Annotated in this window: 19 protein-coding genes and 1 tRNA gene; 7 read left to right on the top strand and 13 right to left on the bottom strand. The window is 48.1% G+C overall.

Annotated elements, in window-relative coordinates:
- The first annotated feature begins 135 nt into the window (after positions 1-135).
- A complete protein-coding gene (locus tag ACSAZK_RS04065; RefSeq protein WP_440956131.1) occupies positions 136-267 on the top strand; it encodes a hypothetical protein in 132 nt (43 codons plus the stop codon).
- Positions 268-316: 49 nt separating this feature from the next.
- Here the strand turns inward: ACSAZK_RS04065 and ACSAZK_RS04070 are convergent, their stop codons facing one another.
- Complete coding sequence (locus tag ACSAZK_RS04070; RefSeq protein WP_440956132.1) at positions 317-703, bottom strand: 4Fe-4S binding protein; 387 nt, start codon at positions 701-703, stop codon at positions 317-319.
- A gap of 2 nt (positions 704-705) precedes the next feature.
- Complete coding sequence (locus ACSAZK_RS04075) at positions 706-2,208, bottom strand: L-aspartate semialdehyde sulfurtransferase (protein WP_440956133.1); 1,503 nt, start codon at positions 2,206-2,208, stop codon at positions 706-708.
- A gap of 474 nt (positions 2,209-2,682) precedes the next feature.
- On the opposite strand from ACSAZK_RS04075, the gene ACSAZK_RS04080 reads away from it, so the two are divergent.
- Positions 2,683-3,123 carry an adenylyltransferase/cytidyltransferase family protein gene (locus ACSAZK_RS04080; protein WP_440957099.1) on the top strand — a complete coding sequence of 147 codons (441 nt, stop codon included), beginning with the start codon at positions 2,683-2,685 and terminating at the stop codon, positions 3,121-3,123.
- A 339-nt stretch (positions 3,124-3,462) separates the two neighbouring features.
- Here the strand turns inward: ACSAZK_RS04080 and ACSAZK_RS04085 are convergent, their stop codons facing one another.
- From ACSAZK_RS04085 to ACSAZK_RS04130, 10 genes are all read right to left on the bottom strand, one after another.
- A complete protein-coding gene (locus ACSAZK_RS04085) occupies positions 3,463-4,605 on the bottom strand; it encodes a pyridoxal phosphate-dependent aminotransferase (RefSeq protein ID WP_440956134.1) in 1,143 nt (380 codons plus the stop codon).
- Between the two features lie 49 nt (positions 4,606-4,654).
- A complete protein-coding gene (gene ribH, locus ACSAZK_RS04090; RefSeq protein WP_048178223.1) occupies positions 4,655-5,059 on the bottom strand; it encodes a 6,7-dimethyl-8-ribityllumazine synthase in 405 nt (134 codons plus the stop codon).
- A 46-nt stretch (positions 5,060-5,105) separates the two neighbouring features.
- Positions 5,106-5,570: a riboflavin synthase gene (gene ribC / locus ACSAZK_RS04095; protein ID WP_440956135.1), complete on the bottom strand. Its 465-nt coding sequence runs from the start codon at positions 5,568-5,570 to the stop codon at positions 5,106-5,108.
- Positions 5,571-5,681: 111 nt separating this feature from the next.
- Entirely contained in the window at positions 5,682-6,833 is a 1,152-nt protein-coding gene (locus tag ACSAZK_RS04100; RefSeq protein ID WP_440956136.1) for a pyridoxal-phosphate-dependent aminotransferase family protein, read from the bottom strand.
- Positions 6,834-7,251: 418 nt separating this feature from the next.
- The gene (locus tag ACSAZK_RS04105) at positions 7,252-7,812 is read right to left on the bottom strand and encodes a CBS domain-containing protein (RefSeq protein ID WP_048178220.1); all 561 of its coding nucleotides are present in this window, start codon (positions 7,810-7,812) and stop codon (positions 7,252-7,254) included.
- A gap of 390 nt (positions 7,813-8,202) precedes the next feature.
- Complete coding sequence (locus ACSAZK_RS04110) at positions 8,203-10,497, bottom strand: CDC48 family AAA ATPase (RefSeq protein ID WP_440956137.1); 2,295 nt, start codon at positions 10,495-10,497, stop codon at positions 8,203-8,205.
- Positions 10,498-10,701: 204 nt separating this feature from the next.
- The gene (locus ACSAZK_RS04115; protein ID WP_440956138.1) at positions 10,702-11,352 is read right to left on the bottom strand and encodes a flavodoxin family protein; all 651 of its coding nucleotides are present in this window, start codon (positions 11,350-11,352) and stop codon (positions 10,702-10,704) included.
- Positions 11,353-11,569: 217 nt separating this feature from the next.
- Entirely contained in the window at positions 11,570-11,848 is a 279-nt protein-coding gene (locus tag ACSAZK_RS04120; protein WP_440956139.1) for a winged helix-turn-helix domain-containing protein, read from the bottom strand.
- A gap of 272 nt (positions 11,849-12,120) precedes the next feature.
- A tRNA-Val gene (locus tag ACSAZK_RS04125) sits at positions 12,121-12,194 on the bottom strand.
- Positions 12,195-13,898: 1,704 nt separating this feature from the next.
- On the bottom strand, positions 13,899-15,839 hold the full coding sequence (locus ACSAZK_RS04130) for a replication factor C large subunit (protein ID WP_440956140.1): 1,941 nt from the start codon (positions 15,837-15,839) through the stop codon (positions 13,899-13,901).
- A gap of 490 nt (positions 15,840-16,329) precedes the next feature.
- On the opposite strand from ACSAZK_RS04130, the gene mtxX reads away from it, so the two are divergent.
- From mtxX to ACSAZK_RS04150, 4 genes are all read left to right on the top strand, one after another.
- Positions 16,330-17,172, top strand: a complete 843-nt coding sequence (gene mtxX / locus ACSAZK_RS04135) for a methanogenesis marker protein Mmp4/MtxX (protein WP_440956141.1) — start codon at positions 16,330-16,332, stop codon at positions 17,170-17,172.
- A 156-nt stretch (positions 17,173-17,328) separates the two neighbouring features.
- Positions 17,329-17,895, top strand: a complete 567-nt coding sequence (locus tag ACSAZK_RS04140; RefSeq protein ID WP_440957100.1) for a tetrahydromethanopterin S-methyltransferase subunit A — start codon at positions 17,329-17,331, stop codon at positions 17,893-17,895.
- A 73-nt stretch (positions 17,896-17,968) separates the two neighbouring features.
- Positions 17,969-18,904, top strand: coding sequence for a tetrahydromethanopterin S-methyltransferase subunit H (gene mtrH, locus ACSAZK_RS04145; protein WP_440956142.1), 936 nt, complete (start codon positions 17,969-17,971; stop codon positions 18,902-18,904).
- A gap of 328 nt (positions 18,905-19,232) precedes the next feature.
- Positions 19,233-19,547, top strand: a complete 315-nt coding sequence (locus ACSAZK_RS04150) for a hypothetical protein (protein WP_156153695.1) — start codon at positions 19,233-19,235, stop codon at positions 19,545-19,547.
- 733 nt (positions 19,548-20,280) lie between these two features.
- On the opposite strand, the gene ilvD is transcribed toward ACSAZK_RS04150, so the two are convergent.
- Complete coding sequence (gene ilvD, locus ACSAZK_RS04155) at positions 20,281-21,942, bottom strand: dihydroxy-acid dehydratase (protein WP_440956143.1); 1,662 nt, start codon at positions 21,940-21,942, stop codon at positions 20,281-20,283.
- A 1,375-nt stretch (positions 21,943-23,317) separates the two neighbouring features.
- Between ilvD and ACSAZK_RS04160 the strand changes: the two genes are divergently transcribed.
- On the top strand, positions 23,318-25,087 hold the full coding sequence (locus ACSAZK_RS04160) for a PAS domain-containing protein (RefSeq protein ID WP_440956144.1): 1,770 nt from the start codon (positions 23,318-23,320) through the stop codon (positions 25,085-25,087).
- Positions 25,088-25,286: the final 199 nt, after the last annotated feature.

A 25,286-nucleotide genomic window follows, 5' to 3' on the forward strand; every position in this document is an offset into this window, starting at 1 on the left:
ATCATCTTCATTTTTCAAATAAACCTAATACATATTATTATTTGTTGGATTCTATAAATAATGTCAGTTTCGAATTAGAAATCGGTATCCAAAAGAAAACCGGATATTTTCAAGAAAAGTTCGCAAAAATGGAAAATGGAATCGGAAAAGAAAGAAGAAACGAAGAGAAGAGAAGAGAAGAGAAGAGAAGAGAAGAGAAGAGAAGAGAAAATTGAAAGGATAAAGAAGAAACGAAGAGAAGAGAAGAGAGAAAAATTGAAAGGATAAAGAAGAAACGAAGGGAAAAGAAAAGAAAAGAAAAAGACCTTTTTTCCTTTCATTCCCCGAGCTTGAGGGCTCCGTGGGGGCACATCTTGATGCACATCCCGCACTGGATGCACTTCTTTTCATCAACGCAGAGGCTCCAGTCTTCGTCAAAGGAATAGACTTTCATGGGGCAGACCGAAATGCAGGCTCCGCATTCCACGCATTCCTCCTCATCGCGGGTGATGGGCCGGTCAAGCACGGCGACAACCGCTCCTTTGGATTCCAGCGCCTTCTTGATCTTGTTGAACTGGGAATCTTTTACGTCGGCTATCAGTTCCCCATAAGTCGAGTCTATGTTTGCGACCATGATATTCAGGAGGACTTTGGTCTCGACCATTGACTCGGCAATGATGGGGTCCTGGATCTTATCGGTGGGGATGATGATCTTAATCTTCATGCTCAGTACCTCCTTGCCAGGAGCTTGCTTATGTTGTCGCTGGTAATTATTCCCAGGACACGCATCTGGGTATCGACCACTGGCATCGCAGAAACGCCGTAGCGGTCAAGCCTGCGGGCTGCCAGGTCCACGGGTTCGTTGGGGGCACAGGAAAGCACCTTTTTAGTCATGATGCTTTCAACGGAGTCGAAACGGTTTTCTGCAACCGCTTTGGAAACGTCCCAGGCGGTCACGAGCCCCACGAGTTCGCCGCTGTCCGAGATAACGGCCACGTGGTTAAAGGAGTTTTCCCAGATCTTTTTTGCGACGTCCTGAACTGTCTGATCCTTCTTTATGGTAACGATAAAATCCGACATGACGTCTTTTACCAGCGGTACTGCCTGGGTCTGTTTCATGGGCTTGACCTTGCTGTCCCTGGCTAGCCTTTCCACAGGCATGCTCAAGAAGAATTTCCCGTGCTTGACCCATTCCTTCAGTTCGTTGGAAATCTTCCGCGCGTTTTTGAAACTGGACATCGAAGAGGTGAGGACTTCCCGGCCCTGGATTTCCACCGAACCCGAGCGGAGTTCGGCATAGCTTACTTCCCGGACAAGGGGTTTGTCCCGGCTGCCTGCCCCATAGTCAAGTATCTCAGTCACAAGGTCCGAATCACGCACGGCAGTGGATGCTGCCAACTTTTCATTGAGAATAGGGATAGGAATTCCGATTCCCATGTAGAGGGTAGCCCCATACCCGGTAAAAGAGGCAGCCCGTACGTAGTCCGGGCTCATATCCTTCAGGTCCCCCCGCAGCATAAGAGTCCCAAAACCGCTGTTGGGGGAGTGCTGGGTCCCATTTCCTATAACATAGCCCTGGGCTCCTCCCATGAAGATCCTGGTGCCCATGCCGATGGTCTGGTATTCGGGGTCATTGGAGAGGGGAGAAAGCACACCAGCCCCGGAATAGGTTACGTTTCCGAACTTGGGAAGGAGTTCTCCCATGTAAGTGTGAAGAATCCGCTTTGAGCTGTTTGTTGCAGCCGCATATTTCTGGTAAGCATTCCGGGGGTTAAGAAGGAAAGCCTCATTTAAGTCTTCGAGAGTGATGGAAGTGTCAAGGACTTTCCTGGGATAGCAGTCTGTCCCGTAGGAGGTGGCATGCACATTGATTTCCTTTCCCCGAAGGAGGTCTTCAATGACATGGGCCCCTCCGTACTGGATCCCCCTGACGTCCGAGTTCTGGGCTGCCCCGAGGTAAGCGTCCACGGCTGCGACCCCGCTGTATGCCTCCACGTCGTTGAACCACATTTTCTGAATTTTGATAGGAGGCTCGGAATGTCCAAGGTTCAGCATCAGGCCCGAAGAACACATTGCTCCGAATGTGCCTGTGGTGACCACATCCACTTCCTTTGCCGCACCTTCCGCGCCGAGTTCTTCCACAATTCCGACCATTTCCTCGGCTGTGACGACATTGACGCTTCCGTCCTCAATTTTTTTATTTATCTCTTGAACCGATTTTTCAACCATGCAGGTATCCTCATTTTAGAAATTTATCTGAATTGTAATAATTACCGGAATTATATATTACTTGTGATAATCTCGGAGTAACATCTTTTTCAGGAGAGAAACTGCTACTCCCGGAAAAGACAGGCTGCATTCAAATTTTTAAATTCCGCCACTGAATCAGATGATTAGAAGTTATTTTTTAATAAGATATATATTACTTGTGGTAATCGAACATATATTCTGAAAGGACCTCTTACTGAAGGGCAATTGAAACCTTTAAAAAACCATACCCAAATACTAAAGGCTCAATCAATATATATATAAGAGCATAAACAATTGTTTTTCCGTATTTCTACAAATTTAATGTTATTTCATAGATTTTCAAGGTCCTATCACCCGATATGCTTATATCTCTTGATCAGGAGGTCAATGGGAAGGAAACCTAGCTCCTTTTTTCAGTAAATTTCTTATGTTTTAAGGCTATTTACCCGACCCATACTAAAATCAGGTGATCTGTTGACGCGCATACTTGCTACAGGAACCTTTGACATCCTCCATCCCGGGCACGTTTACTTCTTAAGCCGGGCCAGGGCACTGGGAGATGAGCTTTATGTCATTGTTGCCCGGGACTCCAACGTGACCCACAAGCCAAAACCGATCGTGCCCGAGGAACAGAGGCTGGAAATGGTAAGTGCCCTCGGGACAGTGGACAGAGCCATCCTCGGCAGTGAAAACGATATGTTCGAACCCCTTAAGAAGATCAAACCCGACATCATTGCCCTGGGCTATGACCAGCGCTTCGATTCCGAAGCCCTCGAGCAGGAACTTAAAAAACGGGGGCTTCCTGCGAAAGTTGTGAGGATCTCTTTTTCCAGGGAATGTCCTCTCTGCAGCACCGGAGCAATTATAAAAGAGGTCCTTAAAAGGTACGTGTGACAGAGCCACTACCGTTAAAACACCCGTAATGAAAAAACCTGATAAAAACTTTTTTCCAGGCTTCTTTTTTTAAAAATTCAGTAAAACCATTAAATGTCAAACCATTAAAGATCGAACCATTAAAGATCGAACCATTAAAGATCGAACCATTAAAGGTCGAACTATCAAAGGCCGAACTATTAAAGGCCTAACCATTAAAGGTCGAACCATTAAAGGTCGAACCATTAAAGGTCGAACCATTAAAGGCAAAACCATTAAAGGTAAAAACTCTGGAAGCCCTCCAAATAGATAGGACTTCCAGGCAAATAAGACCTTAAGATAGAACCTTCAGATAGAACCTCAGGAAAATACCTTTTCCATCCTTTCGAGAGCTTCACTGATCCGGTCGACTGAAGTTGCATAAGAAATCCGTAGGAAGTTCTCACCGGAAGGCCCAAAGGCGATTCCAGGAGTTACGGCCACGTGGGCTTCTTTTAAGAGCTTTTCTGCCACTTCGGTCCCGCTTCCGAATTCACTCACGTCGGCAAAGGCATAGAAAGCCCCTTCTGGTTTTTTGCAGTTGAAGCCGAGATTGTTCAGGCCGTCTATAAGGATGTCACGGCGCATTCTGAAACGGTCCACCATTTCCGTGACCTTGTCCTGGGGCCCCTGCAGAGCTTCAAGGCCTCCGTACTGGACAAAGGTAGTGGCACTGCTTACGGAATGGGACTGGATCTTCTGGAGAAGCTTCAAAATCTCCGGCGGGGCGGTAAGGTAACCGAGCCTCCAGCCTGTCATTGCATAAGCCTTGGAGAAGCCGTTTACCGTGATGGTCCTGTCCTGCATACCCTCGAGGCTGCCAATGCTAATGTGCTCGCGGTCATAGATGATTTTCTCATAGATCTCATCGGAAACAACCAGAAGGTCGTGGTCGATGGCGAGATCGGCAATACACTTCAGGGTTTTCTTTCCGAAAACTCCACCGGTGGGGTTTCCCGGAGTATTTGCCACGATAAGCTTTGTTTTGTCGGTGATGTACTCGGAAAAATCCTCAGGGATGAAACCTTTTTCAGGAGTTGTGGGGACCCAGACCGTGTCCGCTCCGGCAAAACGGATGCATGCATCATAGGTTACCCAGGCGGGATCAAATAGGAGGGCCTCGTCTCCGTCAGCAAGAACCCCCATCATAATCTCGAAAATCGCCTGCTTTGCTCCCGGGGTTACGAGCACTTCTGCCTCGGTTACATCGAGTTTGTTTTCCGTCCTCAGCTTTTCGGCAATGGCTGTCCGGAGTTCCGGTATACCCGCAGAAGGGGCATAATGGGTCATGCCTTCGTACATGGCCTTTGCCGCAGCATCGCAAATATTTTTAGGAGTGTTGAAATCCGGCTCTCCCAGGCTGAAGTTAATGACGTCTACTCCATCTTTTGCCATTCGGTTTGCAATATTGGAAATCCTGATCGTTGCGGATTCTTCTACACGCTTGAGCCTTGCTGAAGTCATGGGAATGTTCCTGTATTTTCCATTTTGCTATTTACGGCTTTGCCGGGCTTTACAGCCGCCGGACCAGCTTCACGGCAGCTTCCACTGCTCGCTTTGCATAGTCCACACGCTGATGGGCTTCCATCCGGGTCATGCCGGGCCCGGGGATCCCCAGGGTCACGGGTTTGTTAAACTCAAGGGAAAGGTCCATGATCTTCCGGGCAGCATGCTGAATGACCACCTCGTCGTGCTTGGTTTCCCCTTCGATAACTGACCCGATGGTGACCACGGCGTCGATATCTTCCCTCTGGCAGAGTTTCTTGATTGCAAGAGGCATGTCAAAGACCCCGGGCACGAGGATTGTCTCTTTAACGCTTGCCCCAAGGAATTCGGCGTGTTCTCTTCCAAGCAGTTCCATCTGATAGGTTAGGTCCCTGTTAAATTCAGCTACCACAAATCCTAGGCTGATACTCATCTGTAAAGGTCTCCGGTCTTGTTTTTACCTAAAATAATTAATTGCGTCACATCCTCAAAGGACCCGCATCTTCGAAACCCTGCCTCTGACCGGTGCCTGCTTCCCGAACCAGTTTTTCAGGCTTGAAGAGCAGTTTTATCACGTTCAGGGCATGTTCCCGGGTCCGCCTGTCCATCAGGAAGGCGAGTTCCTTTTCGTCTGTACCCTCATCTTCGTGGACGAAGACTTCAATGATATGGGTGTTGGTCATAAGTTGTGCCAGGATAAGGCCCTGAGAAGCTTCATGGGCGCAGACCTTATCCTTTTCCTGGGCTCCGGGCATGCCAAGGGCCATGACGATATCACAGCCTTCCTCTTCAATTAGTTTCTTGGCTGTTACAGGCAGGTCCTTGATCCCCGGCACAGTTACCCGCTTTATTTTCACGGAAACATTCTTCTGGATCTCGTCGATTGCCGCGCGTCCCATGTCATAGCGCGCAAACGTAGTATCTGCGATTCCTATAGTGGGCATGTTTATCCCGATGGAAATTATGAGGTTATGGCGTTTGTTTTCTTGGGTATTCCTGAAGGTTTATAGACTTTACCTTATAGGTCTGCCCCTTCGCTTCAAAGTTTGTCAATATCAGAGTTTGTCGATAACACTGTTTGCGGCTTCGACTCCTGCCCCAAGGCCGTCCAGGCAACCCCGCTTCTTCAGCACGATTTCCAGGCCCTGAATAGTGGAAAGGACGTCCCTGGCAGTTACGTTGCCCATGCTACCGACCCTGAAGATCTTACCTTTAAGGTGGGCCTGACCGCCGGCAACGATAATCCCGCGCTTCTTCATGTCGCCTTTGATATCTTCCCCGTCAATTCCCTCGGGAGCTTTCATGGCAGAAACCGTGTTTGAGTACTGGCTATACTCGTTGAGCTGCGGGAACATCTCAATATTCATTTCGGCAACACCGGCCCTAACGGCTTCGGAAAGCACCCTGTGCCTGTTGATCCTGGCTTCCATGCCTTCTTCCTTTACGATGTGCAGGGCTTCCTGCAGTGCATAGAAGAGAGGGATCGCCGGTGTGTAGGGAGTTTCGGTGCGGGCTTTGTCTCCGCTCTTTTTATATGCTTTGAGGTCATTGTAGTATGGTCTTTTCTTTACATCATTCATGACTTCGAAAGCTTTTTCACTCACTGAGACCATTGCAAGCCCGGGGGGAGCTGCAAGGCACTTCTGGGAACCCACGACTGCAATGTCAACACCCCATTCATCGACCTTTACCTCATCCCCGCCAAGGGAAGTCACACCGTCCATGATAAAGAGGACATCATGCTTTTTGGCAAGCTTGCCAATTTCCGCAGCCGGGTTAAGGATACCGGCAGAAGTTTCATTATGGACGAGAGTTATTGCCTTTGCCCCTGCTTCGAGTTTCTCCTTGACAAGTTCCAGGTCAACGGAAGTCCCCCATTCGAATTCCAGGGGTACGACTTCTCCGTAGAGAGCTGCAAGGTCTTTGAAACGCTCCCCGAACTTCCCGTTTTCGATGGCCACAACTTTGTCCCCGCTTTCAACCACGGAGCCAACAGCCGCCTCCATCCCTGCGGTACCCGAGCCGCTGATGACAAAGATGTCGTTCTTTGTCTGGTAAACGTCGGCAAGGATTTCCCGGCAGTCGTCATAGATAGCCGCAAATTCCGCACTTCTGTGGTTGATCATCGGTTTTGACATGGCTCTCAGGACCCTGGGGGCAACTGGTACGGGCCCGGGCATCATGAGAAGGGTATCTTCCAGATCCATATATTCTATGCTCCAAAATTTTTAAAAATTTAAATGGGTTTCGATTAATTTTTTAAGCTTTTAAACGTTCTGAACCTTTTCATTATAACCTTCCGGCACATATGAACCGGTTCTAATTAACGATTACTTACTTGAAGTTCCTGATAAATTATTCCGGATAAATTATTCCTGATAAGTTATTCCGGATAAATTATTCCTGATAAATTATTCCGGATAAATTATTCCTGATAAGTTATTCCGGATAAGTTATTCCTGATAAGTTGTTTCAGATAAATAATTCCCGGGAAGTTGTTACTAATAATTTGTTTCAGATAATTTCAGTTCTAATTTCAATTCTAGTATATAATCGTGTGCTTTCCACTGCCATACTCTGCTTAAACCCTTTGTTTATTCATGAACAATCAGAGGAAGTCGGGTCTCAACCTTGAAGGAGTCTCATGACGTCGTGTTTTGTCACGACCCCTACAACCTTACCCTTTTCGACAACCAGCACGGCAGGATTCCCCTCCAGGATATGGGAAACAACCGAGATTGAAACCCCGGGAGAAACAGCAGGGAAAGAGTCCTCCATCATGTCCAGGACCTTCATCTGGGAGATGGACTTCTTTTTACTCTCACCCATCAACTTTACAATTATGTCTTCCGAAATGCTTCCAACGGGGATGCCCTTGTCCAGGACAGGGATCTGTGAAAAACCATATGCATGCATGAGGCTTACCACCTCTTCTACCGAATCCTCAGGAGAAACATTGATGACAGGAGAGTGCATCAGGTCCCTGATAATGATCTGCCGTTCCTTTTCAGCTTCATCAAAAGCTACGAGGATTTTCCTGACCGTCGAAAGTCTGGGATCCACATCTCCCGATTCTATGCGTGCTATGAGAGGCTGGCTTACTCCTGCCCTTTTCGCCAGGTCGCTCTGGGTAAGTCTGAGCTCATTCCTCCTTTTTTTAAGATCTTCGGGTGTTGGAAGCTGCATACATATTACCGATAGTAATTATGATATTTAACGTGATTGGTTAACGTAATTTAGTGAGTTTGTATATAAGGAGCAGCTATGCCCCGAACCCCATTTCGAAGGAAAATCCAATAAAAATATTATTTGGGAAATGAACACTCTTCAAATATGTTAGGACAAACAATACCAAAAAGAAACAGTGATAAAAAGAGAAAGAAACAGAAAGAGTGTAAAAATAAAAGGGAGTATAAAAAAATATGAGAAAATATAAAAAGAGTGAAAAATAAAGAAGAGTACAAAAATAGTCCATATGAAGGCGAAACAGGACACTTCAGGCAGAATTATTTTCAGCCAGAATTATTTTCAGCCAGAATTATTTTCAGCCAGAATTATTTTCAGCCAGAATTATTTTCAGGCATAATACGGGCTTTCGATTTCTTTTGATTTTTTGGTCCTGAGTTCCCCTTTTATTGCTTCGTAGTATTTCATGGTGTCCGGAGTGACCGAGGGGCCTGTTTCCCTGACAGCTTTCAGGAAATGTCTTTGGCAGACATTCCGGGCATGGATATCTTCCCTGAGGGCAAACCTCCCGGCTTTTTTGCAAACTGCTGCGATATCTGCCCCTGTGTACCGGTCAGTCAGGGATACAAGTTCCTCCGGGTCAACATCCTCTGCAAGGGCCATCTTTTTCATGTGGACCTTAAAGATCTCTCGCCTGGCCCCTTCATCAGGGACAGGGACCATGATGAGTTCGTCAAAGCGGCCCGGGCGAAGGAGGGCAGGATCAATGATATCCGGCCTGTTGGTTGCGCCGAGTACGACGACACTCCTGAGCTCTTCGAGCCCGTCCATCTCGGACAGGAGCTGGTTCAGGATCCTGGCCGTAACCTGGGGTTCCCCCGCGTAAGCCCCTCTGATGGGAGCAAGAGAGTCAAGCTCATCCAGGAACACGATAGACGGGGCAACCTGCCTGGCCCGCATGAAGACTTCAGCAATCCGTTTTTCGGATTCCCCGTACCATTTGGAGAGCAGGTCACTTCCCTTGGCCGTGATGAAGTTCGCATCGGACTCGTGAGCAATAGCTTTTGCGATAAGGGTCTTTCCCGTACCCGGAGGGCCGTAGAGAAGCACGCCTTTGGGAGCCTCTACCCCTATAGTCCGGAAGGAATCGGGGTGTTTAAGCGGCCATTCCACGGCTTCTTTTAAAAGACATTTTACTTCATCAAGCCCGCCCACATCGTCCCAGCTGACATTGGGGACCTCAATCAGGATTTCCCGGATAGCGGAAGGCTGGACGTCTTTCATGGCTTCTTCAAAGTCATCCCTCAGTACCTGAAGAGAATCAAGGATCTCTTTCGGGATTTCGGGTTCCTTCAGGTTGATTTTAGGCAGGATCCGGCGAAGAGCACTCATAGCCGCTTCCCGGCAAAGCGCCGCAATATCCGCCCCCACGAAGCCATAGGTTATCTGGGCAAGGCTGTTGAGGTTTACGTCGTCGGTAAGAGGCATGCCCCTGGTGTGTATCTGGAAGATCTCGAGCCTGCCTTCGGTATCCGGGACCCTGAGCTCTATTTCCCGGTCGAACCTTCCGGGGCGGCGCAGCGCCATGTCCAGGGCTTCGGGACGATTGGTTGCTCCGATCACGATCACGTTCTTTCGGCTCTTGAGCCCGTCCATCAGGGAAAGGAGCTGGGCGACCACTCTCCTCTCGACTTCCCCCGTTACCTCGGCCCGCTTGGGAGCGATGGAATCGATCTCGTCAAGGAAGATGATAGCAGGAGCGTTCTTTTCAGCCTCATCAAAGATCTCCCGGATCCTCTGTTCGGATTCCCCGTAATACTTGGACATGATTTCCGGGCCGTTGATGGAGATGAAGTAGGCGTCGGACTCGTTTGCCACTGCCTTTGCAAGCATGGTCTTCCCGGTCCCGGGTGGCCCGTGGAGGAGCACGCCCTTGGGAGCATCGATCCCGAGCCTGTCAAAGAGTTCGGGGTGTTTCAGGGGCAGTTCAATCATTTCCCTGACCTTGGATATGGCATCCTTGATCCCGCCCAGGTCTTCGTACATTACAGTAGGGATGGTCTGTTCCGGAGGAATCTCCACTGCCTCGGGGAGGAGTTCGATGTCGGTCATTTCCGTGATCTTCACAATCCCCGGAGGAGAAGTCGAAACCACCTGCAGCTTTATTTCCCCGAGCCCGAATGACGGGCCAAAATCCGGGCCGAAAAAGTCCTGGAAAAAGTCCTCGAACATGAGCCCCTTGCTGTACATATCCCTGTCCGGAGACCTCCGAAGACTCGTGGTGGAGATAAAGTCCCCTTTTGAAACCGTACGGTTCATAAAGACAGCTCCCAGGGCCTCGCTGGGGGCATAAATCTGCATCCCTTTTGTTACGGGAGACAGGGTCACATGCTTTGCTTCCTTCCACTCCGCTTTCAGGAGTTCCACATATTCCCCGATACTTGTCTTTGCGTTTGTGCGGATAAGCCCGTCCATACGGATGAGGTCAAGCCCCGCATCACCTGGATACGAACGCCCGACCAGGGCAGAGGTTGTTTTGCCTCCCCGAATTTCCACAACGTCAAAGGGCTTGAGTCCCAGCTTTTCCCTGAAAGCTTCGTCGATGCGGACAATGCCCTTTCCAACATCTCGCTGGTCTGCTTCCGCAACCTTCAGCTTGATCGAATTTTCATCCTCGTCAGTCAAATAATACCCCCGGTTCCCGGAAATTAATGATTATCAGTTTTGGATATGCACCCGGATATGCGCCTGAACATGTACCCCCAACTGCCTTCCTCTCAAAACGTCGGCTGTACCTTCAGTTTCCCCTCGCACCGTAGGCCATACCTTCAGTTCCCCTCGCACTGTTGGCCGTACTTTCAGCGTTCCCTCGCAAGGACGGCCGTGCATTCAGTCGCTGACCTTCCTGGCCTCTTCATCAAGCTCCTTCAGGTTGGTTGGGATCGGGTTTTCCTTGAGGAGCTTTGCAAAGTGCACCAGGTTGTGGACCATGTACCGCACCGTCCTGTTGGTATAAAGGTGCCGGTCCCCCCCGGCTTTGATATAACTCGGACCCGGCCCGGCATCGCCCACCCAGTAACAGTCAACGTTCGGAGGCACGGTGCAGCCCAGGTGCGTAAGGTTAAAGAGCGTGTTCGCACAGATGTCGTGCGCTCCGTCCTCATTTCCGGTCACAATGACCCCCCCGACCTTGCCGTAAAGCGGGTACTGCCCTGTCATGGGGTCCCCGTCCGCATATGTCCCGTCAAGCCTTTCCAGGACCATCTGGCAAACCGAGGAACGCACCCCGAACCAGATTGGTGACGCAATGACGAGAATATCGCAGGTCTTTACTTTTTTAAGAATATGAGGCCATTCGTCTCCCCCCCCTTCGTCGGACGAAACCCCGAAAGCTACCTTATGGTCGATAACCCTGATTACTTCGCTTTCTACCCCGAGCTCCCCGAAAAGGCCCACAGCTTTGTCAATGAGTGCCCTGGTGTTGGAGGTCTGAGGTGACTTTTTCAGGGTGCAGTTCAAAAAAAGTGCCTTAATCGCCATAATATGTATGTTTTCGGACTGCCGTTATATATACGGGGTCGGATGATTGTTCAGGAACACTGTTTATGAAACACCCAATACCTTTTTTGACAACTCCGGAAAACGGAAAACTGGGTAAGAAGGAATAAAAAGGAAATTAAAATAAGAAAGGAAAAAACAAAAGAAACGGAAAAAAACAAAAGAAAGAAAATAAAAAAGGGAACAAGAGAAAGATTTTTTATAACCTTATCTCCTTTGCCATTTCCTGAAATGCCTTTCCTTTTTCGGTGGTTATGAAAAGCCCGTCTTCATGTTTGATGAGTTCTTTTTCCTTCAACATTTCCAGATACTTCTGAGCAATGTTGAAATTCAGATTTACTTCATAGACTATATGTGTCTTCTTTGCCCCGTTAGTTGCCACTCTCAAAATATCGACAGCAATATCAGTCCTGCTTCTCCTCTTAATACTAATACCCCCCATACGTAGAAAAATTATATTTGTAAGGAACTTTAACATTGAAAACTATATTTTGATGAATCTTAGTGTATGTAACTAAGATTCTTATTGTTAATCGTTTTGCTTACTATATAACATTATCAGTGTGATATAAAAAAATAAGTATGTAAAATGAAAATTTCTGACGCCAATAACTTCAGGTTACCCGCTATGTAAAACTAAAATTACTGTCCCAAAAAAGCACACCGAACTATTACAATAGAAAAAGATAGTTCAAAAAAACCAATAGGAAGAGAACACTCTATTAAAAATTGTACATGTTTAAAAGGGTATGGGCCCGCTGAGATTCGAACTCAGGATCCCCGCCGTGTAAAGGCGATGTCATAACCGTCTAGACCACGAGCCCATCTGGAGTGTGAATCATTTTCGGAAGATTACTCCTCAAATGCAACTCCAAAATGTCATTAGTTATATATATGTGTTTTGATAGACTGGGATACCCAGTAAAAATAATTCAAACAGATGCCAGTCTCACATTCAACAGGCTAAAACGTTTAAACCGGGAGTCCTGAAAAATATTTGAAAAATTTAAGCATATTAAAGTCAGAAAAATCTATTTCTTCAAGCATAAATTGAGATTGTGAGTAATCGACCTCAGGTATTAAACCATAAAATATTTATATCAGAATTGCGTGAAAGGATAATTGTGAGCGGGTCTCTAATTTTATAAGATAACCCCAACCCCCCAACACCCCCAATTCATACTCCCCAACCCGCTCACACTGATTATTATTATGGAAAAAACCTTATTTTGCATAAAATACTTTTTACCATAGCTTATTTTGCACATGTGCTATCGAACCATATACCGTTTTGTAATCTTCACGCATCATTTAACAAATCGGTTTTTTTCCTTACTATTTACCCTTACTATTTATCCTACTGTTCGTCCCTTAAAATTCATCCGGATATATAGCTGTAAACATTCCCGGCATATTACTCTACTTTTACGTACCTTTTACCACTCATGGCGTGTTTTCTGCTTGTCAGATCTGATAAACACAGGAGTACGTACCCTACAGAATTTAATAAAGACTGTAAGGAAGGTTTGTCACCGAAGAGAAGGAAGAAATATAGAAAAAATATATATATTAAAATAGGACTGCCAGTTCCATTAATAAGAGATTTTGTATGGGATCACCTTAAAAAGAGCTCATGAAAAACGGAATTTCATTAAAATTCGATATATCGCCAGTTAGTATAAATCAAGGTATATATCATAGAAAACTATATATATGATGTGATATTACTGAAGACTTAGTGAGCGGGTCTGTTTTTACAGTATAACCCCCAACTCATATCCCCCAACTATTCCCCAACTATTCCCCCAAACACCAAGCCCGCTCACTAATCCCTTTCATTTCTTTCCATTATTCACAAATCTCTTCTTCATGCATCATTTCTTCTTTATCTCTTCCTAATCTCACTTTCAATTTATCCCTCGTTCTTCCCTTATACCCACAAGTAGCTATGTTCGATTTCCGAATATTTCCCGGACCCTCGGAATCATTCATTTGCAATCCAAATCCTGAAATTTTTCGAAAACGACCCATGAAAACCGACATCATGGTTATCCGCCATTTTGGAAATCAACTAAGTATACAATACATTATCTGTATAGCCAAAAATATTTTTTAATATATAAAAAAAGTATTTATAAGTCGGTTTCGATATACCATAATTAGTGAGCGGAGAACATACCCCCACTTCCCAAGAATTCCCCAAACTTCTTCTTTTAAGTCAACCCCCAAAAAATCCGCTCACTCATTATCCATGTCGGTATTTCCATGTCGGTATTATGTGATTTTTAACTTTCAGGCGGGAAGTCTTCTTCCTCGACTCCAAAGGAAGCAAGGAGGAGTAGTCCACCAAGGGTAGAAATGATAAATAAAAACCTTTTCCCGGCTGCCCAAGCTGTCAGTAAGCCGCTGGCAAACCTGTAAAAATCCGGGTTGAGAAAACAGTTGGAAAACTAAAAATCCGGATATAAATACAGATAAACCCATAAAGGAAAAGAATAAAGCCGCTTAAAAAGCGGCATAAAAACGACTTAAAAATCAAAAAGCGTTTTCTGAGTTTTTTGCTCAGGTTTTTTTGGCTCCCCTTTAGATTCAGCTGCTTCTTCCGAAGAGACAGGATCTAAGGGAAGGTTTTCTTCTTGAGATTCTTCTGCTTGCACTTCTGCGGGCACCTCTGTAGGCACTTCTGCGGGTACCTCTGTAGGCACTTCTGCGGGCACCTCTCCTGGCACTTCTGCGGACACCTCTGTAGGCACTTCTGCGGGCACCTCTGTGGGCACTTCTGCGGGTACCTCTGCGGGCACTTCTGCGGGTACCTCTGTAAGCACTTCTGCGGGTACCTCTGCGGGTACCTCTGTGGGCACTTCTGATTCTATTTTACCGGACTTCGTCGCACTGTCCTGAATAATATCAAACCCGAAATCCAGCGTTCTTTGCTTTCTATCCGAACTGACGGGAGCCGTTGTTTCGGTTGTTTCGGTTGTTTCGGTTGTTTCGGTTGTTTCGGTTGTTTCGGTTGTTTCGGTTGTTTCGGAAGAAACAGCCTCTTTTCCGGATATTTCGGCTTCGGAAAAAAAACCGGGAGTTTTTAGTTTGGTTCTGGCAGGCCTGGATGCAGGGTTTTTTTGCCGGCCTCCTGCGGCAACCGGGGTTTTGAAGAACTCAGCCTCTTCCTGGCTCCCGAAGGCTGCCTGCAGTTCCCGGGCGTCATCATAAATTTTCTGGAGCTTTTTGCTTGCTTTTTTGCTTCCGGTAAGATACATCAGTTCTTCGATTTCAAGGCCAAGCCCGGCAGTCACGTCCACTGCAGAGACTTCGTCTTTTGCCATCCTGGAATAAAGCCCGAGCAGGTTGCTCCTGGAATAGTGCATTGACTCCAGGCAGTGTTCCCCTATCTTCGAAGCGATATTGTCCCGCATGTTCCTGGTCGCCCGGGTCTGTCCAAGCCGCCTCCAGACCGAAGGCTGCTGGTACTTGATAAAGCCCCTGTAAGACCTCGACTTTGCAAGGGAAGTTCCGCAGACCATGAGGTTGCTGGCATACCTCCACATCCGGTAGTTCTGGCGCTTCTTTACGCGCCCAAGGTAGAGATCGGCTCTTGAGAGGTAGCTGTAACCGGCCCTGATATCTTCAAGGTCCCCACCTTCTCCCGCATACTGGACAGGCAGGTTCTCATCGATCCAGTGCACCAGGTCTTCGGGGCTCTCGTCAAGGCCATATGTGGCTTCAAGGGCTTTTTTCGGGTCCGTGCTTTTGAAGATCTTCTGCATCGCCTTGAAGATATTTTCCTTTACGTCCCGCTCGCCTGTGCTGACGTCCTCGGCTTCGATAATCTCCCTGCCGCTGGCTGCGGCCTGGAGGTCGTTTACGGCACTGCGCAGGTCTCCTCCGGCACTTTCCGCAATCTTCAGGACAGCCTCAGGGCTGCACTGGAGCTCCTCTCCATCACAGATCCTTCTCAGGGCAGGGACAATGGACCGGCTCTGCACGCCCAGGAACTTGATTTCCCGGCAGAGGTTCCGGATCGTCGGGGTGAGCCCGTAGAGGTCATTTGCAATAAGCACAATCGGCTGCTGCGTATTTTTAATTATCCCCGAGACCGCCCGCATCCCACCGCGGTCCGAGCTCCCGTGGATATTGTCCGCCTCGTCCAGAATGATCAGGCGCTTTCCCCCGAAAAGGGAATTCATGGAAGCCGCAGAACCCGCAACCTTCTCAATGACTCCTGCCGTCCTCTGGTCGCTCGCATTAAGCTCGATCGCCTCCCAGCCAAAGTCCCGGGCAAGGGCATGAGCACTGGAAGTCTTCCCTATCCCTGCAGGCCCGTACAGGATCACAGCCCGCTTTTCAGGGGTGCCCTCGAGCCACTCCTCGGCCCAGCTCCGGAAATCATGTACTGCCTTCTTGTTCCCCACGACATCCGCGAGGGTCGAGGGGCGGTATTTTTCAGCCCATTCGATTGCTGCCGTCATTTGTAACCATACCAGTAAAAAGGATACTCATTCATAACCTTATATGTTAAAATAATTTTTCATGTATAAGGATTTGGGTACAATGTCTATTGGCACTGTTTTTGATAATAAACACAGAAATACAGTATAAACGCTGCCCCGGTATAAGTCCACTTGAAAGAGCAAAACGGCCCGGCAAGAGTTGCAGATAAATTGCACTGAACAGAGACATCCGGAATACCCTATTTAACCGTCTTTAACCGTTTTTGTCCGCACAAAGGCGGCTATCTCAAGAAATTACTGCAAAAAATGAAGTAAAATCCGAAACTCCGAACCGGAAGCCCCGGAAATTCCGCAAGCATCCGGCTCTCTACAAAGTTCTCAAGTCAAAAATAAGAAGTCGGGTTGAAAGGGAAAGTTAATTAATGTTTGTGTTGATTTTCAAGGGACTACCTTAAATCTTACCAAAAAGTAATGGTCTACAGTACTGATCTATATGGAAAATAATGGCATGAATACCCTTCTGGAGGCCATCGAAATACGGGCCCGGGCAAAGCGGGCGAAGGTGGCTATGGGAATAAGGGAACCCACCCCGAAGCTTCTTGAAAGTGCATGGAGGGCTCAGATGCTGGGCTATGCACAGGTCGTCCTGGTGGGAAACAAAAAGGAAATTGACGAAATCGGGACCGAGCTCGAGGTAGTTGATACCGAAGATCCCGAAAAAACCCTCATCGAACTTCTCATCTCAAGGAAGGTCGATGCTGCGATCCGGGGGACTGCAAAAGCTTCCGGAACCCTTACCAACCTGAAGCTGGCCCTGGGCATGAGGAAGATCTACAGGCTAGCCCTGCTTTTGACGGTTGACGGAACGCCTTTTTTCCTTGCCCCTGTGGGAATTGACGAAGGGAACTCCCTTGCGGACAAGATCCGCATGATTGCCCTGGGCGCAGAACATATCAGAAGGTTTGGGGTAGAACCGGTCGTTGGCGTGCTTTCCGGAGGCAGGATGGGAGATATAGGAAGGGACAGGCGTGTGGACCGGACCCTTGCGGACGGGGAATTCATAAGCAGCCAGGTAGCGGAACTCGGGATCAAGGTTAAGCACCATACCATTCTCATCGAAGATGCCATAAAGGAGTCTAACTTCATCATGGCCCCTGACGGCATTTCAGGAAACCTCATCTTCCGGACCATCGCTTTCCTGGGCGGAGGAGACGGGCTCGGGGCTCCCGTGCTGATGGACGACTACGTCTTTGTGGATACATCCAGGGTAGGCGGGCACTTCACAAAAGCCATCATGCTCGCAAGCGCACTTTCCCACCTGAATAAGGAAAGGAAAAAGGGAACCCATTAAGGGATTCATGAAGAGAATCCATTATTAAGGGAATCCATTATTAAGGGAATCCATGAAGAGAATTCATGAAAAAAATTGAAAAAGACAATTCATGAAAGGAATTAATTTAGCTTATTAAATAAAGGTGATTAATTGAAGGTTGCAGAAAACTGGCCGGTGGTAAAAGGAGACTACAGGGTAGGGAATCCTGAATCGAGGATTGCGGTAGTAACCCTTGCAAGCCACCTGGAAGCATATCCCGAAGCTGCGCTCTGGGGAAGTTCCAAAACCGAAAATCTCGGGGTCGAAAAAATAATCGTTAACACTATTTCGAATTCGAATATCAGGTACATCCTGGTCTGCGGAACAGAGTCAAGAGGCCACCTGGCAGGCCAGTCCCTGCTTGCAATCCATGCAGGCGGTATCGATGAGCAGGGCAGGATTATCAGGTCCGAAGGGGCAATCCCTTTCATAGAAAACGTCCCCGGAGAGGCAGTCGAGCGCTTCCAGCAGCAGGTTATCATGCTGGACCGCATAGGGCTTGACAATACGGAAGAGATCCGGAAAATCGTGGATGAGTACAGAAACAAAAGCGAAGCATATCCCGAAGAGCCCCTCGTCGTCTGCTCCCCGAAGAAAAAACAATGTTCTCTTGCAGTTCCCGTTAACGGGGACGTGATTATTTCTGAAGAATTTGTTATGGATGCAGAGGCAGGAATAATCTGCCCGGCTGAAAGCCTCTGAAACAGAGAAAATGTACAGAAGCGATAAAAGTTGAATATAATTATATTAAACAGGCTAATTTTGAGGATTCAAAATGTTTAAGTTCCAGAACGAACAGGAAATCGTTAACATTGCAGGGGTGAAGGTAGGCGGGCAGCCCGGAGAACTCCCGACAGTGCTTGCAGGAACCATTTTCTATAACAAACACAGCATTGTGGAGGACGCGGCAAAAGGCCTTTTTGACAGGGCGGCAGCCGAAAAGGTGGTCAACCTGCAGGAAGCAAGTTCTGAAGAGACCGGAAACCCCCACATGGTACACATTTACGGGACCACTCCCGAAAGCATCACCCGTTATATCGACTTCATTGCGGAAGTTTCGGATGCCCCATTCCTCATTGACTCCTCCGAGGGAAACGTGCGGGCACACGCTGCAAAATACGTAAGTGAAATAGGGCTTGCGGACCGGGCTGTTTATAATTCCATAAACATGAGCATCACGGAAGCAGAAATCGAAGCCCTGGCAAGTTCCGATATTGACAGTTCCGTTATCCTCGGCTTCAATGCCATGGACTCCTCCCTGAAAGGAAGGATGGACATGCTCGAAAACGGAGCCGGGCTGCTCGAAGAAGGACTCCTTTCCATTGCCGACAGCTGCGGCATCGTCAATAAACTGATCGACCCGAGCATCACCCCCATGGGAAACGGGGCAGGAGTCGCCCTCAGGATGACAATCACTGCCAAGGCAAAGTGGGGACACCCCACAGGTTCGGGGATTCACAACGCTCCCTCGGCCTGGAACTGGCTGCAACGGAAAAAAGAAGAAGAAGACCCCATTGTTTACAGGGTCTGCGACATAGGTTCGACCTGCCTGCAGCAGGCAGCCGCAGGGGACTTCATCCTCTACGGCCCTATCGAATACGCAAAGTACGTATTCCCCATGGCTGCCATGAGCGACATCATGATTGCAGAAGCCGTAGCGGACCTTGACATCGAACCCTCGGGCAGGCACCCCATTAACCTGCTGGTCTGAGCAAAATACCAGACCTGAGTAAAATTTCAGAGATAGTTTTAACCAGTTCAAGTGAACTTTCCGGCTGCCCCCAGCGGCCAGAAAGGAATCTTTTTTCAGAAATTATGCTTCCATAAGTATTTACTTTTTTGAATTAGAAATCCATAGTATAATTTTCCTGAAATAGGGTCTATTCCATAAGAGTCAATTCCAGTAAGAGTCAATTCCAGTAAGAGTCAATTCCAGTAAGAGTCAATTCCAGTAAGAGTCAATTCCAGATAGCACTGAAATTCAGGGGAGTGGTAAACTGGCTATAATCAAGAATAAAACCAACCATACCATCCGTTTTGTGGCTTACCGGGCTGACGGGACCGAGATGCACCAGAAGGCGACCAAAATTCCACCGGGACAGAGCCGCTATGTGAGCAAGGATTACGTAGGGGACATCGACTGGTTCATCGTCACGGCTTTTCTGCCAGAGAGCAAGGTCTACGACCATGTGGACGTGGACCTCCTGCCAGCCGTGAGGGACGCGGACGATGCCCTTGCCTTTGCCAAGGTGGGAGTAGAAGAAAAATTTGTCTTTGCGGAAGATTCCGAAAAGAAAGAGTTCCGCTTCTACCATGATGAAAACGAACCAGAAGAGGAGATCCACGGCTGGTAAGCCCTGATCGTTTTCAGAAAAATACAGGGAAAAATATCTTTTCGTTCGGTTTTCTTCCCAAACCCTCTTTTTTCAACCTGATTCTTCCAGTACCTTTTCCCGCTTTAGCCCCGCTTGCTTATAACCCACCTGCCCAGACCCTTTTTTTGCCCGCTCATTTATAAATCCCAGGACCTCCGGGCTCTCCCGCGGGGCTTCCTCTCCCGCGAGCACAGCGGACGCACATGCCTTTCCTGTGATTCATACACTCTCCGCAGACAAGTTTTCCGCAAATGGGACAGGTATACAGTTTTGCCGATTTCCCACAAATTGCACATAAACCCATTACTTCCAGAATCCCAACCTCCTCATGATTCCGGTTAAAAAATGGACGTGAGGAACTATAAACGTTTCCGGGTGTTTTCAGGGAAGTTTCAAAGAAGTTAGAAGGAATCTTCAGAGAAATTTCAGGCAACAGTTGGCTATGGACATTTAGTTATGACCCGATACAACCGGAACTAGCCATATCGTGTCTTTATTTTTTATTTCTTTTGTATATTTTTGGTGAGGGCCGCCAGACAAGCTGGCGGAGGCTTTCCAATCTCTTATCGGAAAAAAACGGTTTCTCGGTTAAGTGAAGTTTTCCTCTGCTATATGAAGCATAAAAGGACAAAAATAGAAAAATTCAGGAAAAAAGCTGTGAAGGAGAGAAACTCCTTCGAATAGTTATTCAGACTTTTTTACGCAGGCCTATTCAGTCAACGATTCCGCCCGTGTTTGCGGAGTGCACGGCACGCTGGTACCTTGCCAGGTAACCGGTTACTTCCTTTTTAGGGGGTACGAAAGCAGCCCTTCTCTTTTTCAGTTCCTCCTCGGAAACCTTCAGGTTCAGGGTTCTCTCAGGGATATTGATCTCGATCAGATCCCCGTTTTTCACGAGGGCGATCGGACCGCCTTCACTGGCTTCGGGGGAAACGTGTCCGATGCATGGGCCGCGGGTCCCTCCCGAGAAACGGCCGTCCGTGATAAGGGCCACGGAATCGATCATGCCCATGCCCACGAGGGCGGCGGTTGCAGCGAGCATTTCCCGCATACCCGGACCACCTTTCGGCCCTTCGTAGCGGATCACCACGATGTCCCCCGGCTTCACCTCGCCTGCAAGGATACTTTCCATAGCATCTTCTTCACACTCATAAACCCTTGCAGGCCCTGTGTGAACGTGCATCTTCTCGTCCACTGCAGCCTGTTTAACGACCGAGCCGTCCGGGGCAAAGCTGCCCTTGAGGACTGCAATTCCGCCTTCGGCATGTTTCGGATTTTCGAGGGTTGTGACGATTTCCTTATTGAGCTTCGGGTTTACGATCTCGTACTCTTCCAGATTTTCCCCGATGGTCTTTCCGTTCACGGTCAGCTGGTCCCTGTTGAGTTTCGGAGCAAGCCGCTGGAGGATTGCCTGTACCCCGCCTGCCCGGTCGAAGTGGAGCATGAAATTCGGGCCGCCGGGCCGGAGGGAGATCAGGTGGGGAGTTGTCCTGCTCAGCTTGTCAAAGGCTTCGAGCGGGAGGTCGATCCCGAACTCGTGGGCAAGGGCCGGGAGGTGCAGGGTCGTGTTGGTGCTGCCCCCGACTGCCATGTCTACCATGATGGCGTTTTCAAAAGACTTGAGTGTAACCATTTTTCTCGGGGTGATGTTTTCCTTTACGAGTTCCACGATGCGTTCCCCGGACTCCTTTGCGATGCGGACCTTCTTTGCGTCAACGGCATGGGCAGTTGCACAGCCGGGAAGACTCAGGCCGAGCGCTTCGGTCATGCAGGCCATGGTGTTTGCCGTAAACATCCCGGCACAGGACCCTGCCCCTGCACAGGAAAGGTTTTCAAGCCTTTCGAGCTCTTTTTCGGAAAGTTTGCCTGCCTTGTAGGCTCCGACCCCTTCAAACACGGAGATCAGGTCCGTGTACTGGTCTTCCACGTAGCCGGGCAGCATGGGCCCTCCTGTCACCACAATGGAAGGGATATCAAGCCTGCCGGCTGCCATAAGGTGCCCGGGCACAATCTTGTCGCAGGTAGGGATCATGACCATCCCGTCAAACTGGTGGGCTTTTACCATCAGCTCGATGGTGTCCTCGATAACTTCCCTGCTCGGGAGGGAATATTTCATGCCTTCGTGTCCCATAGCGATCCCGTCACAGACTCCGATGGTGTGGAACTCGAAAGGCACCCCGCCGGCATTCCGGATCCCGGCTTTCACGGCCTCAGCCAGCTTGTTCAGGTGGATATGCCCCGGAATGATATCGTTCCAGGAGTTTACAACGGCGATGAACGGCCTCTTCATTTCGGAATCCGTAACCCCGGTTGCTTTCAAAAGTGAACGGTTAGGGGCTCTTTCAGGGCCCTCTTTGACGATGGAACTTCTCATTGTGAATCTCCTTATGATCTGACGGTGTTATAGAATAGGAAAAAACTTCATAGTATAAAACAGGTTGGTGGAAAGCAGATCAGGGGAAAGGAAAGCTGTAGTTTCCTGAAAAGGAAGTAAAAAAGATAAAAACCCGTTAAAAAGTTTCTCATTTGTCCGCTTTAATGGGAAATACTTGCACAAAAAGGAAATGAAATATAATAATACACATATATTTATATAGCCCATCCGAGTTCCTCAGGGATTGAACAGACCTGGTGAACGGGTCATTCCGACCTGCATCTACAAGATCACTCCATTTAACAAACAGACTACCAGCAACTTTTACAACCCCAAAATGGTCGTACCTGTTCACCAACTTTTTTTCACCCGGCTTCCGGGAAACATTTATCGGGAAACCGGACAGCTTACTTCCCATGTACCGCTGGGACCCCGAACTTTACGCTGCGAGTTCTCTGCCCAGGAAAGCTGGGGCCATAAATTTATTTTGAAAGCTCAGTCCTGGCAGTCTTCGGGAAAAGCCTGAAACCCGGAGGCAGGCTACTGGTCCACCTGGCCGGCAGGGGAAACGCCTCAGAAATTCTTGAAGTCCTGGACTCGATGCTCAGCCAAAGGAGCTGTCCATGTCAGGATGGTAAGGCTGGAAATCGAAGCGTATCTGGAAGAATGAAGCAAAAAGAGCGGGAAAAGAAGGGAAGTGGAAAAGGAAGGGGAAAGGAATCATGAAAGGGGAGGAGAAGAGCGACAAAGCCGGTCATGGGGCTCCATCGCAGCTTCTTTCTGGAGGTTTTATGCTTTTGGACGTATTCTTGCTTTTTTGAACTTATTCTTGCTTTTTTGCCCTTATTCTTTTGTTGCCATTTTATGCTTTTTTCTACTTTTTGCCCTTATTCTTTTGTTGCCATTTTATGCTTTTTTCTACTTTTTGCCCTTATTCTTTTGTTGCCATTTTATGCTTTTTCTGCTTTTGCCATTTTGTCCGGTATTCCATTCCACTGATTACGCCATTTTTTTGCCATTTAACCTTTATCACCTTGCTCCCGATTTTCGGGAGCTTTAACGGCATTAAGTACTTTTTGGATTTACCCGGTAATAGGGGTTCATGAGTGGCTCAGGCTTCCCGGAAGGCGAGATACTGCTGGAGAGTACCGAATGTTTATCCCTGCCCGGCAGCCAGCCGGGAAGGTAAAGGAATACGGAATCTTATTACCTTTTTAATAATATAAATAATTATCTCCTTGCCACCTGTATAGAACTGATATTTAGCATTAAAAAAACTGATATTCGATAAAAACCAAATTATATAAAGAAGGGTAAAGCCTCAAAAGGGACCGACAAGAGATTACGGAAATTATGCGCAGGCGGTGGGAAGGAAATGGACAGTGAGAATTCAAAGTATGGCCCGGAAATTCCGAATGAAGGCCATCCTGAAAGAGATGACGATCCGAACGAAAGGGGAAAAGCCCTTCAGGAAGCCATGGAAAGGGAAGAGGCCCTTAGAACAATTATCAACAACAGCCCTGTGGTGGTTTTCCTCTGGAGGAACGAAGAAAAGTGGCCTGCGGAGTTTGTTTCGGAAAACGTGGTCCAGTATGGGTATACGGTTGAGGACTTCATCTCGGGACATGTCCTGTACGGAGACATAATCCACCCCGAAGACCTGGCAAAAGTGGAGGAAGAGCTTGAAAGAAGGATCATGGGAGGGTGCAAGGACTTCAATATGGAGTACAGGGTCCGAACAAAAACCGGAGACCTGCGCTGGGTAAACGAAAGGACATTTATCCAGCGGAACTCGGACGGGGAAGTCAGCTATTTCCAGGGGATTATCCAGGACGTAAGCGACCGGAAAAAGAGCGAAAAAGCCCTCAAAAAAGCCCTTGAAATGCAGGAAATACTCAAGACCGTTATCAGCAACAGCCCGGCAGTGGTCTTTCTCTGGAAAAACGAAAAGAAATGGCCTGCGGAGTTCGTTTCGGAAAACGTGATCCAGTTTGGGTACACGGTTGAGGACTTCATCTCCGGAAAGGTCCTGTACGGGGATATAATCCACCCCGAAGACCTGGCAAAAGTGGAGGAAAAGCTCGAGAAGAGGATCATGGAAGGGGCTGTGGACTTTAACATGGAATACAGGACCCTCACGAAAGCCGGGGACCTGCGCTGGGTGAATGAAAGGACTTTTATCCAGCGGAACGAAGATGGGGAAGTAACCCATTTCCAGGGAATTGTACTGGACATCAGCGAGCGGAAAAAGAGCGAAGAAGCTCTTAAGGAAGCCCTTGAAACACAGGAAGCCCTCAAGACCGTAATAAACAACAACCCTGCGGTTGTTTTCCTCTGGAGAAATGAAGAGAACTGGCCTGTGGAATTTGTCTCCCAGAACGTGGTGCAGCTCGGGTACACGGTGGAAGACTTCAGTTCGGGAAAAGTGCTCTACGGAAACATTGTCCACAAAGACGACATTGGAGCAGTCACCGAAGCCCTTGAAAACTGCATAAGAGAAGGGCGCGACTCTTTTGAAATGGAATACCGGATCTTCACCAAAGACGGAAATCTGCGATGGGTTGAAGAGAGAACCTTTATCCAGCGGGACCAGGAAGGCAAAGCAACCCATTTCCAGGGTATAGTCCTGGACATAACCGAGCGCAAGGAAGTTGAAAAAATGCTCGACATCCAGCGGGAACTCGGGATGTCCCTGAGTTCGACCTGGAGCCTGCAGCCCATGCTAAATGAGATTCTGGAAGCCTGCCTCCGGGTAAACGGGATTGATGCGGGAGGCATATACCTTAAGGACGAACTCCTGGATCAGATAAACCTGGTAGCGCACAGGGAAATTTCCCCCGAGTTCAAAGAAAAGGTTGGCAGGTATCAGGCCAATTCCAGGGAAGCAAGGCAGATCTGGACTGAAAAGCCAGTCTATACAATGGATTTCTACTCCGAAGAAATGGCTGATGCGGTAAGGAAGGAAGGAATCAAGGCGGTTGCAATAGTCCCCCTGAAATACAGGGGAGAAATCATAGGCAGCCTGAACTTTGCCTCCCATACCCTGGATAAGATTCCCCGAAATGCCCGGAATTTCCTAGAAAACATCGCCCTCCAGATGGTAAACTATATTGCTCCGATCCGCATCGAAGCGGACCTTGCATAAGCTCCGGACCGGAGACAGATCGGACCTGTCCGGAGACCTCAAAAAGCAGACGAAATCCTTATTTAAAATTATTTTTATAAATAATGCTGGATCGGGGAGTGAAAACGCAAGAACCCCTTTATTGTGAGCTGTTATGCGAGGGGTCTTCGTCGGGAAATTCACTTAATTTCGGGAACAATCCTGAGATCGGGGAAACAAA

This window comes from Methanosarcina sediminis (genome assembly GCF_052056915.1).
Classification (GTDB): domain Archaea; phylum Halobacteriota; class Methanosarcinia; order Methanosarcinales; family Methanosarcinaceae; genus MTP4.